The sequence below is a fragment of the Actinomadura sp. NBRC 104412 genome (assembly GCF_030269515.1).
Classification (GTDB): domain Bacteria; phylum Actinomycetota; class Actinomycetes; order Streptosporangiales; family Streptosporangiaceae; genus Spirillospora.
Genome location: NZ_BSTM01000018.1, coordinates 41,214 through 54,095, shown reverse-complemented (window position 1 = coordinate 54,095; position 12,882 = coordinate 41,214). Strand labels below are relative to the sequence as shown.

The following is a 12,882-nucleotide window of genomic DNA, read 5'->3' as shown; positions in this document are numbered from 1 at the left end:
GCGGACATGAGCGGAAACTGGCGGATCGACGGCTTCGACGAGGTCCGCGAGCTGGGGACCGGCGCGCAGGGGCGGGTGGTGCTGGCCCGCCACTCCACCGCCGGAACCCCCGTCGCGATCAAGTACCTGATCAGACGGGACGGTGACGATCGCGCGATCGAGCGGCTGCGCGAAGAGGCGGTGATGCTGGGGCGGGTCACCGATCCGCACGTGGTGCGGCTCTACCGGTTCGTCACGAGCTCCCAGGGCGCCGCTCTGGTGATGGAGGCGGTGAACGGGGTCTCGCTCAAAGAGATCCTGTCGCGGCATGGGGCGCTGGGGCCCGAGGCGGCGTTGACCGTGTTGAAGGGGTCGTTGCTGGGGTTGGCGGCGGCGCACGCGGTGGGGGTGGTTCATCGTGATTACAAGCCGGCGAATGTGATGGTTCGGGGTGACGGGCTGAGCAAGTTGATCGATTTCGGGGTGGCGGCGCTGGCGGGGGACGATTCGCGTTCGGGGACGCCGGCGTACATGGCTCCGGAGGTGTGGCGGGGCGAGCCGGCGTCCCCGGCGACGGACGTGTACTCGGCGACCTGCGTGTTCTTCGAGTGCGTCACCGGACGCCGCCCTTTCGGGACGGGCGAGGGCCTGGGCGCCCTGCGCGAGGGGCACCTGAACCGGGAACCGCCTCTGGAGGTCGTCCCGGGCCCTCTGCGGGAACTGGTGCGGCGCGGCATGGCCAAGGGCGCGACCGAGCGTCCGCCCGGTGCCGCGCACTTCGTCGCCGAACTGGAGTCGGTGGCGACGGCGGCGTACGGGCCGGGCTGGGAGCAGCGGGGGATCCGGGCCATGGCGGGTGCGGCGGTGGCGCTGGCCGCGCTGTTCCCGCTGATCGCGGCCGGGCTGGTGCCGTCGGCGTCCGGTGCCGCCGTCGCCGCGGGCGGCACGGCGGCGGCGGGCGGCACGGCGGCGGCCGGAGGGGCGGCGGCCGGGGGCGCGACCACGGCCTCGGGGGTCTCGGGCGGCATCCTCGCCGCCACCGGCACCAAGATCGCCGCGAGTGTGGCGGCCACCGCCCTCGCGGCGGGCGGCGTCGGCGCCTACGCGGCCGGATCCCGGGGCGACGACCCGGGCCGGAGCACCGCCACGCCCAGGCTCGTCCAGGTCGCCGCGCGGGTGGTGACCGCGAACCGGCCGCCGGGCGCCGCCGCGGCCGCCTCGGAGCAGCAGTACGTCGCGATCAGCGGGCATCCCGACCCGGCCGTGGAGCGGCGGATCAACGCCGCGCTGCGCGCCGCGTCCGACCGGGAGCTGAACCGCTACCGGCGGGACTACGCGGGACGGGGCGACGTCCAGGAGGTCAACTCCCAAGCCGAGCTGCTGCTGAAGACCAACCGGCTCATCTCGGTCTCCTACCTGTTCAGCGTGACCCCCACGCCCGGCTCGCTGGGGAACTGGGTGAAGAACTTCACCAGCGACGCCACCGTCACCGTCGACCTGCTGACCGGCCGCGTGCTCGGCGCCGCCGACCTGTTCACGGCCGCCACGCTCACCCCGGCGGGGCTGGCCAGGCTGGCGGACCGGATCAAGCCGCACGACCGGCCCGACTGCCTGGAGCCCGAGCCGTTCGGCGAGCCCCTGAAGCCGTTCCGGATCAGGCTGTCCGACCTGCAACGGGACGGCTCGCCCATCCAGGTCGCGCTCGGCGCGGGGAAGGTGCGGTTCGAGATCGCCGTGGAGCGGCTGGACATGACCATGCAGGGGCAGGTCTGCCAGACGGTGGGGGCCGACGTTCCGGTGGGCGAACTGGCCGATCTCATGGTGCCGCGCATCGTGGCCGAGGTGCGCGGTGCCACCCCGACGCCGTCCCCGAGCCGGTCCTAGCGAGGGCTTGCGCACAAGGGAAGGCCCCCGCGTGCAGGGCGCGGGGGCCTTCGTCGGTGTGGCCGCACGGCGGGGCCGGACGGCCGATGCGCGTCAGTGCGTGTGCCGCCTGGCACCCCAGCCTCGGCCGCCGCGTCCCTTGGCGTTCACCGAGGTCAGCACCGCCACGCCGAGCGCGGCGATCAGTACGGCGAACACCACGGCGACGAGCGTGCCCGCGCCGAGGGCGTCCGCCACCACGCCGCCGAGGATCGCTCCGGCGATCCCGACGAGGATCGTCAGCAGGACGCCGATGGGGTTGCGGCCCGGCACGATGAACCGGGCGAGGGCACCGACGACGGCACCGACGACGATGAACCAGAGAATCGTCGTGAGCATGGTCGATCACCAATCCGTTGTTCGAGAGGGCCGCCGCGGCGGTTCCGGAGGAGGTCCGGGTTCCGCGTCCACGGCCCGTGGTCGGCAATCGATATGCCCGTCATGTCGGATTCAACCGTCGCCCATGCCGGGCAATGACCCGGTCAAGCCCGGCCGGGCCGGAGACGGCCAGGTCAGGCGTACTGGCTGCCGAAGCCCACCGCCTGCCGCTCCTCCTCGGCGATCTCCAAATATCCGACCCGGTCGGCCGGGATCACCACCCGGCCTCCGCGCTGGTCGCGGAGCACCAGCACCCCTCGTTCCTCGGCGAGCGCGTCGGCCAGCGCCCGCTGCACGTCGTCGGCGGAGTCCCCGGTCTCGACCACGAGTTCCTTCGGCACGAACTGGACGCCGATGCGAACCTGCACGCGATGCTCCCCTGCGGTCGCCGTCCCGCCACCGTGGCGGGACGTCCTGACTCCGATGGTGGCACGCCGACCGGCCGGCCCGTCACTCCAGGCCCTTTCGCCCTGAGTAAACGTTCGGGCGCTCAGGCGGGCGGGGTCATCGGGAAACCCGAGATGCCGCGCCAGGCCAGCCGGGCGATGATCTTCTCGGCGGTCTCCTTGGGGACGGCGCGGTGCTGCGACAGCCAGTAGCGGGCGCTGACCTCGGCCATGCCGACCAGGCCCATGCCGAGCAGGTACGCCTCGTCGCTGGGGGCGTCGGTGTCCTCGGCGATCACCCGGGCGATCATCTCGGCGCACTGGTGGTTGGTGCGCTCCACCCGGGCCCTGACGGGGGCCACGTTGCGCAGGTCCGACTCGAAGACCAGCCGGTACGCCTCGCCTTCACCGGCCACGAAGTCGTAGAACGCGCGCATGCTGGCCTGGACGCGCAGCTTGTTGTCCGTGGTGGACTCCAGCGCCTCGCGCACGGCCTTGACCAGGGCCTCGGCGTGCTCGTCCAGCAGGGCCAGGTACAGCTCCAGCTTGCCGGGGAAGTGCTGGTAGAGCACGGGCTTGCTGACCCCCGCGCGTTCGGCGATCTCGTCCATCGCGGCGGCGTGATAGCCCTGGGCGACGAACACCTCCTGGGCCGCGCCGAGCAGCTGCCTGCGGCGCGCCAGTCGCGGCAGCCGCGTGCCACGAGGGCGGGCGTCCGGGGTAGCGGTCACCACACTCTCCGATCACCGAGTCGGTGCGACGGGAGGAGGGAACCCGCCGCCGGGATACATCCCCAACATCCTACGCGCCGGTAACCTCACAGGTCACCACAACGCCAGGGCCGATCGAGGCCCGCCGGGGTCAGCGGTAGTCGTCCTCGTCGAGCTCGACCACCCAGGACTGCTCGGCCGCGTCGGCCTCGTTCGCGTCGAAGGGTACCTGTCCCGGCCACCCCGTGGCGCCCTCTTCGCCGCCGACCGGGGCGCGCTGCTCGGCCGCGTCGGCCTCGGGCGCCTCCTCGTCGAACTCGTCCGGCTGCTGGTCCTGTGGAACGGGGTCGAACCCGTCCTGGTCCATCTCGCTCACTGTTCCTCCTGGGCCGGCTGCCAGGACGTACCCGGAGCCGGGACGTTCTATGCCCGCGGGCTCATGGCAGGGACTGCTCGTGCGGCCCCAGCAGCGGTTCGAGGAGGTCGCCGTGCTCGTCCACCCGTTCCAGGACCTCCTCGGGCGAGAACCGCAGATCCCCGGCCCTGTCGCAGCTCTCCAGCTCCTCCCACGTGACCGGGGTGGACACGGACGGGACGTCGGTGGCGCGCAGCGAGTACGGGGCGACGGTCGTCTTCGCCGGGTTGTTCTGGCTCCAGTCGACGAAGACCTTCCCCTTGCGCAGCCGCCGCTCCATCCTGCTGACCACCAGGTCTCCGTGGTCGGCCGCGAGCCGTTCGGCGGCCTCCTTGGCGTACTCGGACGTCCGGCGGCTCTCCTTGATCGGCACATACAGGTGCAGGCCCTTCTTGCCGCTGGTCTTGGGATAGGAGTCGAGCCCGTCGGCGGCCAGCAGATCGCGCAGCAGCTTGGCCACCTCACAGGCTTCCACGACGCTCGCCGGCGCCCCCGGGTCCAGGTCGAACACCATCAGGTCCGGGTCGTGCAGCTTGCCGCGCGGTCCCACCTTCCACTGCGGCACGTGCAGCTCCAGCGCCGCCAGGTTGGCGCACCACACCAGCGTCGGCAGGTCGTCCACCACGATGAAGTCCAGCGACTTGCGTCCCTTCGAGCTGCCCGGCGTGGGGATGTTCACGGTGCGCACCCAGTCGGGCGTGTGGGAGGGGGCGTTCTTCTCGTAGAACTTGGATCCGTTGACGCCGTCCGGCCAGCGGATACGGGTCGCGGCACGGTCCTTGAGGTGCGGGAGCAGCACGGGCGCGACGCGCACGTAGTAGTCGATGATCTCGCTCTTGGTGAAGTCCGGATACAGGTGCTTGTCCAGGTTGGACAGCGTCAGCTCCCGGTCCTCCACCCGCACGCTCGTCTTGTTGGAACTAGGGCTCACTGATCACCTCAAGGGGGTCCTTGTCGTCGCGCAGGCCGCGCCACGATGGGAAACGCAGCCGGCCGTCCCTGGTACGGACGCTGTAGGCGACCTCCCCTACCAGGCGCGGCTCAACCCATTGCGCGTCCCGCGCAAACTCGCGCGGAACCGGCTCGTCATAGGGGGGAGTGGGACGCCGCAACGGCCACAGCGTCTCGTACAACTCGTCCAGGGCGCGATCGGTGAAACCCGTGCCGACATGCCCCACGAAACACAGCCGCCCTTTGGTGTCGTACTCGCCGAGCAGCAGCGAGCCGACGCCGCCCTCCCGCCGTCCCCTGCCCGGCTTCCACCCGCAGATGATCACCTCACGGGTGAGGAAGTTCTTGACCTTGCGCCAGAAGTCCACCCGCCGCCCCGGCCGGTACACCGAGTCGAGCCGCTTGGCCATCAGCCCCTCAAGCCGCTGCTCCTTGGTGAACTCCATCAGCTCGGCGACCTGCGCGCTGTCGCCCCCGTCCAGGTACGGCGGCACCTCGATCGGCCCGGTACCGCCCAGGTCGAGGTCGGCCAGCAGCGTCCTGCGGTCGGTGTAGGGCAGGTCGTACAGCAGGTGCCCGTCCAGGTACAGCACGTCGAACACCACGTACCGGACCGGCACCTCGCGGATCAGCCGCGGGTCGGGGCGGGCGATGTGCATCCGTCGCTGCAGCCGCTCGAAACTGGGGCGCCCGTCGTCGAAGGCCACCACCTCCCCGTCCAGCACCACGTCATGGTGGGGCAGCAGGTCGGACAGCGCCGACAGCTCGGGGTAGCGCCCGGCCAGCTCGGTGACGCGGCGCCCGCTCGCGCGCACCCCGTCGGCCGACACATAGGCGATCACGCGGACGCCGTCCCACTTGAGCTCCAGCCCCCAGCGCCCGGTGTCGCCGGGGAGATCTCCGGTTGCGGCCATCATCGGCTGTACGGGCCACGGCATGGTCATAGTCGCGTCTTACCCTCCCCTCACTCCAGGGAAAAAAGGATCAAGAGCGCGTTCTGGCGTAAATCGAACCCGCTTGCGAGGCTAAGGAAACAAGGCGTCGGGGTAAGGACGGATCATGCGCAGTATCTGGAAGGGTGCGATCTCCTTCGGGCTGGTCACGATACCGGTGAAGGTCTACTCGGCGACCGAGCAGCGGGACGTGTCCTTCCACCAGGTACACCGCGAGGACGGCGGCCGCATCAGGTACAAGCGGGTCTGCACCCTGGACGGCGAGGAGGTCCCCTACTCCGACATCGCCAAGGGCTACGAGCTGCCCAACGGCGAGATGGTGGTGCTGACCGACGAGGACTTCGCCGACCTCCCGCTGTCCACCAGCCGGCGGATCGACGTCCTGCAGTTCGTCGAGGAGTCCGAGGTCGACCCGATCTACTTCGCCAAGTCCTACTACCTGGAACCCGACGCCCAGGGAGCCAAGCCGTACGTACTGCTGAGGGACGCCCTGGAACGCTCTGACCAGGTGGCCATCGTGAAGGTGGCGCTGCGCCAGCGCGAGTCCCTGGCGACCCTGCGCGTCCGCGAGGGCGTCTTCGTCCTGGAGACGATGCTCTGGCCGGACGAGGTGCGCACCCCCGACTTCCCCTTCCTCGAGGAGGACATCGAGATCCGCAAGCAGGAGCTCAGCATGGCCACCTCACTGATCGAGAGCATGCAGGGCGACTTCGACCCCTCCGAGTACAAGGACGCCTACCGCGAGGCACTACAGCACGTGATCGACGCCAAGATCGAGGGCCGCGAGGTCACCCGCCCCGAAGCCGCCCCCGAGGAGGAACCGGCCGCGGACCTCCTCTCCGCCCTACGCGCCAGCGTCGAAGCCGCCAAGAAGGAACGCGGCGAGAAGAAACCCGCTTCCAAGAAGAAGACCGGCACCAAGTCCCGCAGCCGCAAATCCGCCTAGTAAGAGGCCCCAACGGGGGCAAGGGGCGAAGCCCCCAGGGGGCAAGGGGCGAAGCCCCAAGGGGGTGCAGGGGGCGGAGCCCCCTGCCGGGGTCGTAGGGGCGGAGCCCCTACCGGGGTCAGCGGTCACCGCCGCGAGCCGTCAAGGCGAGCGGCGGGGATCGCTGGCCCCGCATCGGGGGGTGTGGGGGGTCGCCCCCCCACAATGACGCGACCCCGGCGGCCTGGTCCAACCGCCGGGGCCGTTTCTCCCGCCCCGTTCTCCCCGTGGCAGGTCTAGGTGCCGGCGGGTTCCAGCGTGCGTTCGTCCGCGGTTTCGTTGGCGCGTTCGCGGACGGGTGGTGGCGTTTCGCTGATTCCGTACCGGCGGTGGATGCGGGCGAGAGGGCCGGGCGCCCACCAGCACGCCGGGCCGAGAAGCCGCATCGTGGCGGGGACGAGCAGGGCGCGGACGATCGTGGCGTCCACCACGATCGCGATGACCATGCCGATGCCGACCATCTTGATGAAGGTGATCCCGGAGGTGGCGAACGCGCCGATGACCACGACGAACAGCAGCGCGGCGCTGGTGATGACCGTGCCGCTGCGGCGTAGCCCGCCGGCGACCGCGAGGGTGGTGTCGCCGGTGGCCTCGTAGCGTTCGCGGATGCGGGACAGCAGGAAGACCTCGTAGTCCATGGAGATCCCGAACAGCATGGCGAGCATCAGGATCGGCATGGCGGGGGCGATGGATCCGGTCGCGGTGAAGTCCAGCGCCCCGGACAGCAGCCCGTCCTGGAAGATCACCACGACGGCGCCGAAGGTGGCCGAGAGGGACAGCAGGTTCATCACGATCGCCTTGACGGGCAGCACCAGTGAGCCGAAGGCGAGGAAGAGCAGCACGAACGTGGCGACGCCGACGGTCAGTGCGAGCCATGGCAGGTGCGAGCCCATGCTTTCGAGCTGGTCGACGACGATCGCGGTGACGCCGCCCACGTACACCTGCGCGCCTGCGGGCGCCTGCACGTCGCGGACCTTGCCGACGAGGTCGCGGGCGGCGTCGGAGTTGGGGTCGGCGTCGTACAGCAGCGCGATCCTGGTGGTCCTGCCCTCCTGACCGGTGATCGCCGCGCTGGTGATGCCGGGGACCGTGGACAGCCGCGTCTTGTACGCCTGGATGGCCGCCTGGTCGTCGGTGCCGTGGACGACGGCGACGATCGGGCTGGTGATGTTGCGCGGGAACTGGGTCTCCATCGTTTCGGCGACGACCCGGGGCTCCGCGCCTTCGGGCAGCACTTCGGCGTCGAATCCGCCCCAGTTGATGCGGAGGAAGGGGGCGCCGAGCGCCAGCAGCAGCGCCATGGTCGCTACGGCGTACACGACGGGACGGCGCATGACGCTGTGCCCGAGCCGCAGCCACCAGCGTCCCGGCTCGTCGGACCCCTTCGCCTGCTTCTTGCGCCGCCGTACGGGGAGGGCGTCGACCTTGGTGCCGAGCACGGCGAGCAGTGCGGGCAGGACGGTGAGCGCGCCGAGCATGCAGACGAAGACGGTCGCGATGCCGCCGTACCCCATGGAGAGGAGGAAGGTCTGGTCGAACAGCAGCAGCCCGGCCAGCGACACCGCGACGGTGATCCCGGAGATCGCCACTGTGCGGCCGGCGGTGGCCATGGTCGCGGCCAGCGCCCGTTCGACGTCCGGCACGCCCTTGGCGACACGCCCGTTCCCGTTCCCGTTGGAGTGCCCGTTCCCGTTGGAGTGCCCGTTCCCGTTAGGGTGACCGTTCCCGTTCCCGTTCACAGAGAAGTTGAACTGCACCTTCACAGGCGGGATGAACTGCCCGTACCCGTTGGTGGCCATGCTGTTCGCCGGGACCTGCCGCCCGGCCGAGGACGTCCGGCGCAGCTCCTCACGGAAGCGGCCGACGATGAACAGCCCGTAGTCGATGGCCAGGGCGAGCCCCAGGAACGTGGTGATGTTGATCGCGAAGATCGACACGTCCGTGACGTAGGTGAGCGCGTGCAGCGCGACGAACGAGCCGAGGATCGCCAGGCCGCCGACCATGAGGGGCAGGCTCGCCGCCACCGCCCCGCCGAAGATCACCAGAAGCAGCACCAGCAGCACCGGGAACGCCATGCCCTCGGCCTTGCCGATGTCGGAGGACACCTGCTCGTTGATGGTGGTCTGCGTGACCAGCGCGCCGCCGACGGACGCGGTCACGCCGCCGCCCACGTCATGCAGGTCGTCGCGGATCTCCTCGTAGGCTTTCTGCCGTGCCGCCTCGTCCCCGGCCAGGCGGAGCACCGCGTACGTGATCGTCCGGTCCCGGCCCACCATCTGGGGTGAGCCGGTGTCCCAGTAGGTGGCGCTGGAGGTGATCAGGTGGCCGGGCAGGGAGTCGAGCGATCCCAGGACGGCCCGCCGGTATCCGGGGTCGTCCACCGTCCGCCCGTCGGTCGAGCGGTAGAGCACCACGACGTCGGCGTCGTCGCGGCCGAGTTCGGACGCGGCGACCCGTTCGGCGAGGTCGCTGCCGCTGCCCGGAGTGTCGAAGCCGCCGGACGCGGTGAGCGCGCCGAACACGCCCGTACCCCACACCCCGACGGTGAAGACGGCGGTCAGCGCCGCCGCGAGAATGGTGCGGCGCCACCGGTAGGTCAACCGGCCCCAGGCTGCGAACATGGGCCTCACCCGCGTCCTCGCTCCACGTCGTCACGGAAGTGAACAACGTTTACTCGCGAATAGTGTTAACTTCGCATACGGCGTAAGCTTCCGTCAACGGCGTTAGTGAGAGAACATGCAAGTCTGGTCCGCGGTTCCGGACCTGAACCGGACATCGGTGGACATGCAGGCATAGAGGCGACATGGCGGAGGTGACTGTGGGCGGCTTGGGGGAGTCACGGCGCGACCGGCTGCGCGCGGCGACCGTCCAGGAGATCACCGAGACGGCCCGGCGCATTCTGGTCGACCAGGGACCCGAGGCGGTGACGCTGCGCGCGATCGCCCGCGAGATGGGCATGACCGCGCCCGGGCTCTACCGCTACTTCGGCAGCCATGCCGAACTGCTGCGGCACGTGGTCGGCGACATCTTCAACGATCTCACCGCGGCCCTGGAGGAGGGGCTGCGCGCCGTCCCCGACGGAGACCTCAGCGGACGGCTCCTGGCGGTCGCCCGCAGTTTCCGCCGGTGGGCGTTCGCGCACCGGCGCGAGTACGGGCTCCTGTTCGGCTCCCCGCTGCCCGGCCTGACCAACCGCAAGCAGATCGACGTCGCGGAGGAGAGCGCCCAGAAGTTCGGCTGGACCTTCCTCTCCCTGTTCCTCGAACTCTGGCAGAAGGCGCCCTTCCCGGTTCCCTCCGACGATGAGATCGAACCGCGCCTGCGCGGCCAGCTCCGCCGCTACCGCGACCTCACCCTGGAGGGCGGCGCGGAACTCCCGCTGGGCGTGATCCAGACCTTCCTCCAGTCCTGGGTGAGGCTCCAAGGCGCCGTCAGCCTGGAGATCTTCGGCCACCTGGAGTTCGCCCTGGACGACCCGGAGCCCATGTTCGAGCTGATGCTCGCCGACATGGCACCCCAGCTCGGCCTCAAGTACACACCCCCACCCGGCGACCCCGCCAAGGCCGCCGGCCGAGGCCGCAGCGGCAACGGCCACGCCAAACACTGGCCCAAGCCCCCCACCGACAACGAAGAGCCGGATCACCGCTGAACGGTTCTCAGCTTGGTTTGAGGTGGAAGGTGTGGCGTTTGCTGTAGTCGCGGTCGAGGGTCAGGTGGAGGGTGCCTTGGGTCAGTTCGTAGACGGCTGACCAGCGGGTGTGGCGTTGGGCTACTTCGGAGAGGAGGTCCATCGCCTGGGTTGGGTTGAGGCTGCCCTTGTTGGTTTGCTTGCTGGCGATGGTGCGGTAGCGGAGGTCCTTGCGGTCGGTGGTGCCGGTCAGGACGAAGTTGGTGATGGCGTGCGGGGCGTCGCGGATCACGTGCATGCGGCCGTTGACGAACTCGATGGCCGCGGCCTGGCCGGTCGCGTCGGCGAGGAGGTAGTGCAGCGCCGGCTCGTCCGGGGGGAACTCGACGTTGTAGCGGCCGAAGATGGCGATGGCCTGGTCCACCGTGCGGGCCTGGTCGAGGACCAGGCGTTGGATGCGGGCGCTGCCGACTGTGGGGCGGTTCGGTACGCGTGGAGGCTGGGCGGCCGGGACTTGGGCGAAGCCTATGGCGAGGCCGTGCTCGTTCAGGCCGTCGAAGGGCAGCTTCACGGCTTGTAGGAGCTTGCGTTGGACGGCCGGGTCGTTCCGAGCGCGCATGGCCTCTTGGGGAGTCACGGCCACGTACGAGAGGTCGACGAGGGAGACCGACGTGGGGCCGCGGGGTGGGCGGTTGGTGACCAGCATCGCCGCGTTCGGGGCCCAGTCGAAGTTGCGGCCGAAGAGCGGGCCGCGTGGGCCTCGGGTGGCGACGAAGAGGGAGCACGCGAACGAGCGGCCGACGTGTGCCTTGGCGACGGGCCGGGTCGCGTCGTACGGGCCGTGGTTCGTCATGGCCAGGAGGGGCAGCTTCGCGTCGATCACGCGCAGTGTCGCGAGGGAGCGTTCCTCGTCCGCTGTGAACCCGTCGGACGATCGGGAGGGCTGCCACCACAGGAAGGTCGCGGCCAGGGCGACGGGGAGGATGAACGCAAGCCCTAGATGTGCTGGTCGGGGCCGCGGCGCGGAGAGGCTCACGCTTGTTCTGTATCACCGTTCGCCCTGGACGGCCAGAGCCCCGGCCTGGAGGCCGGGGCTCTTCGGGGCCGGCTCGGGGCCGGCTCGGGGCCGGCTCGGGGCCGGCTCGGGGTCAGTACGGGTTAGTACGGGGTCAGTACGAGGGGAGGCTTGGGTCCACTTGCTTGACCCAGGCCAGGACGCCGCCGCCTACGTGGACGGCGTCGGAGAAGCCGGCGTTCTTGACCACGGCCAGCGCCTCGGCGCTGCGGGCGCCCGACTTGCAGTGCAGGACGATCTTCTTGTCCTGCGGGAGGCGCTCCAGGGCGCTGCCGTCCAGGAACTCGCCCTTGGGGATCAGCGTGGCGCCCGGGATGGAGACGATCTCGTACTCGTTGGGCTCGCGGACGTCCACCAGGAAGATGTCGTCGCCGCGGTCCTGCATGGCCTTCAGCTCGGTGGCGGAGATGGTGGAGTCCTTGACGGCCTCGGCGGCCTCGTCCGACACCGCGCCGCAGAACGCCTCGTAGTCCTCCAGCAGCTCGGTCTGCGTCGGGTTCTTGCCGCACAGCGGGCACTCGGGGTCCTTGCGGACCTTGACCTGGCGGTAGGTCATCTCCAGCGCGTCGTAGATCATCAGGCGGCCGACCAGCGGCTCGCCGATGCCCGCGAGGAGCTTGATGGCCTCGTTCACCTGGATGGAGCCGATCGACGCGCACAGGACGCCGAGGACCCCGCCCTCCGCGCAGGACGGCACCATGCCGGGCGGCGGCGGCTCGGGGTAGAGGCAGCGGTAGCAGGGGCCGTGCTCGGCCCAGAAGACGGATGCCTGGCCGTCGAAGCGGTAGATCGAGCCCCACACGTACGGCTTGCCGAGCAGCACCGCCGCGTCGTTGACCATGTAGCGGGTGGCGAAGTTGTCGGTGCCGTCCAGGATCAGGTCGTACCCGGAGAAGATCTCCATGATGTTGTCGCGGTCGAGCGCGGTGTTGTGCTCGATCACGTCGATCAGCGGGTTGATCTCACGGACGGTGGCGGCGGCCGACTCGACCTTGGGCCGGCCCAGCGACGACTGCCGGTGGATGACTTGTCGCTGCAGGTTGGACTCGTCCACCACGTCGAAGTCGATGATGCCGAGCGTGCCGATGCCCGCCGCGGCCAGGTACATCAGCGCCGGGGAGCCGAGGCCGCCGGCGCCGACCACCAGGACCTTGGAGTTCTTGAGCCGCTTCTGACCGGCCATCCCGACGTCGGGAATGATCAGATGTCGTGAGTAACGGTTGACCTCATCGCGGGTGAGCTCCGCGGCGGGCTCTACCAGAGGTGGCAACGACACTGTGGGTGCTCCTGTGCTGACGCTGGGCTGTGACGGGGCGGGGACTGTAACGTCCCACCACGGCACAACCTTGCCATGCCTTTGCGCATTCCCCGAACGCCCGTGTGGTGGAAGGCGCACGTCAAAGGGTATGGCCCGGCTTTGCGCGAGGCGGTGTGCGGGACCGGGATCCTGACTGATCACCCTGACGCAAGGGCGGAACGGGGCGATTGACAGCTAATCT

General features: G+C 70.1%; 12 protein-coding genes. 3 read left to right on the top strand and 9 right to left on the bottom strand.

All coding sequences use genetic code 11. The annotated features are described in order from the left end of the window. Positions 1–6 precede the first annotated feature (6 nt). The gene (locus tag QSK21_RS22040) at positions 7–1,863 is read left to right on the top strand and encodes a serine/threonine-protein kinase (RefSeq protein ID WP_285698535.1); all 1,857 of its coding nucleotides are present in this window, start codon (positions 7–9) and stop codon (positions 1,861–1,863) included. Between the two features lie 93 nt (positions 1,864–1,956). Here the strand turns inward: QSK21_RS22040 and QSK21_RS22035 are convergent, their stop codons facing one another. The 6 genes from QSK21_RS22035 to ligD (QSK21_RS22010) form a co-directional block, all read right to left on the bottom strand. Continuing rightward, the gene (locus tag QSK21_RS22035; RefSeq protein WP_285698533.1) at positions 1,957–2,241 is read right to left on the bottom strand and encodes a GlsB/YeaQ/YmgE family stress response membrane protein; all 285 of its coding nucleotides are present in this window, start codon (positions 2,239–2,241) and stop codon (positions 1,957–1,959) included. A 173-nt stretch (positions 2,242–2,414) separates the two neighbouring features. Further along, positions 2,415–2,648, bottom strand: coding sequence for a DUF3107 domain-containing protein (locus tag QSK21_RS22030; protein ID WP_285698532.1), 234 nt, complete (start codon positions 2,646–2,648; stop codon positions 2,415–2,417). A 122-nt stretch (positions 2,649–2,770) separates the two neighbouring features. Further along, complete coding sequence (locus tag QSK21_RS22025) at positions 2,771–3,397, bottom strand: TetR/AcrR family transcriptional regulator (RefSeq protein ID WP_285698530.1); 627 nt, start codon at positions 3,395–3,397, stop codon at positions 2,771–2,773. Positions 3,398–3,527: 130 nt separating this feature from the next. Next, complete coding sequence (locus QSK21_RS22020) at positions 3,528–3,743, bottom strand: Rv3202a family protein (RefSeq protein ID WP_285698657.1); 216 nt, start codon at positions 3,741–3,743, stop codon at positions 3,528–3,530. Between the two features lie 70 nt (positions 3,744–3,813). Continuing rightward, positions 3,814–4,722 (bottom strand): non-homologous end-joining DNA ligase, encoded by a 909-nt coding sequence (gene ligD, locus QSK21_RS22015; protein ID WP_285698529.1) that lies wholly within the window; start codon positions 4,720–4,722, stop codon positions 3,814–3,816. Beyond that, positions 4,712–5,686: a non-homologous end-joining DNA ligase gene (gene ligD, locus QSK21_RS22010; RefSeq protein WP_285698528.1), complete on the bottom strand. Its 975-nt coding sequence runs from the start codon at positions 5,684–5,686 to the stop codon at positions 4,712–4,714. Before ligD (QSK21_RS22010) ends, ligD (QSK21_RS22015) begins: the two co-directional genes overlap by 11 nt. A gap of 115 nt (positions 5,687–5,801) precedes the next feature. On the opposite strand from ligD (QSK21_RS22010), the gene ku reads away from it, so the two are divergent. After that, positions 5,802–6,641, top strand: a complete 840-nt coding sequence (gene ku / locus QSK21_RS22005) for a non-homologous end joining protein Ku (RefSeq protein ID WP_285698527.1) — start codon at positions 5,802–5,804, stop codon at positions 6,639–6,641. 275 nt (positions 6,642–6,916) lie between these two features. On the opposite strand, the gene QSK21_RS22000 is transcribed toward ku, so the two are convergent. After that, positions 6,917–9,301 (bottom strand): MMPL family transporter, encoded by a 2,385-nt coding sequence (locus QSK21_RS22000; RefSeq protein ID WP_285698526.1) that lies wholly within the window; start codon positions 9,299–9,301, stop codon positions 6,917–6,919. A 182-nt stretch (positions 9,302–9,483) separates the two neighbouring features. On the opposite strand from QSK21_RS22000, the gene QSK21_RS21995 reads away from it, so the two are divergent. Then, entirely contained in the window at positions 9,484–10,329 is an 846-nt protein-coding gene (locus QSK21_RS21995) for a TetR/AcrR family transcriptional regulator (protein WP_285698525.1), read from the top strand. 7 nt (positions 10,330–10,336) lie between these two features. Here the strand turns inward: QSK21_RS21995 and QSK21_RS21990 are convergent, their stop codons facing one another. Beyond that, entirely contained in the window at positions 10,337–11,191 is an 855-nt protein-coding gene (locus tag QSK21_RS21990) for a carcinine hydrolase/isopenicillin-N N-acyltransferase family protein (RefSeq protein WP_285698523.1), read from the bottom strand. Positions 11,192–11,477: 286 nt separating this feature from the next. Continuing rightward, complete coding sequence (gene moeZ, locus QSK21_RS21985) at positions 11,478–12,659, bottom strand: adenylyltransferase/sulfurtransferase MoeZ (RefSeq protein WP_285698521.1); 1,182 nt, start codon at positions 12,657–12,659, stop codon at positions 11,478–11,480. Positions 12,660–12,882: the final 223 nt, after the last annotated feature.

Excerpts from the sequence above, each read along its gene's own strand:
- QSK21_RS22035 (WP_285698533.1), bottom strand. The coding sequence starts at position 2,241 with ATGCTCACGACGATTCTCTGGTTCATCGTCGTCGGTGCCGTCGTCGGT.
- QSK21_RS22040 (WP_285698535.1), top strand. The coding sequence starts at position 7 with ATGAGCGGAAACTGGCGGATCGACGGCTTCGACGAGGTCCGCGAGCTG.
- QSK21_RS22020 (WP_285698657.1), bottom strand. The coding sequence starts at position 3,743 with ATGGACCAGGACGGGTTCGACCCCGTTCCACAGGACCAGCAGCCGGAC.
- ligD (WP_285698528.1), bottom strand. The coding sequence starts at position 5,686 with ATGACCATGCCGTGGCCCGTACAGCCGATGATGGCCGCAACCGGAGAT.
- QSK21_RS22000 (WP_285698526.1), bottom strand. The coding sequence starts at position 9,301 with ATGTTCGCAGCCTGGGGCCGGTTGACCTACCGGTGGCGCCGCACCATT.
- QSK21_RS21995 (WP_285698525.1), top strand. The coding sequence starts at position 9,484 with ATGGCGGAGGTGACTGTGGGCGGCTTGGGGGAGTCACGGCGCGACCGG.
- ku (WP_285698527.1), top strand. The coding sequence starts at position 5,802 with ATGCGCAGTATCTGGAAGGGTGCGATCTCCTTCGGGCTGGTCACGATA.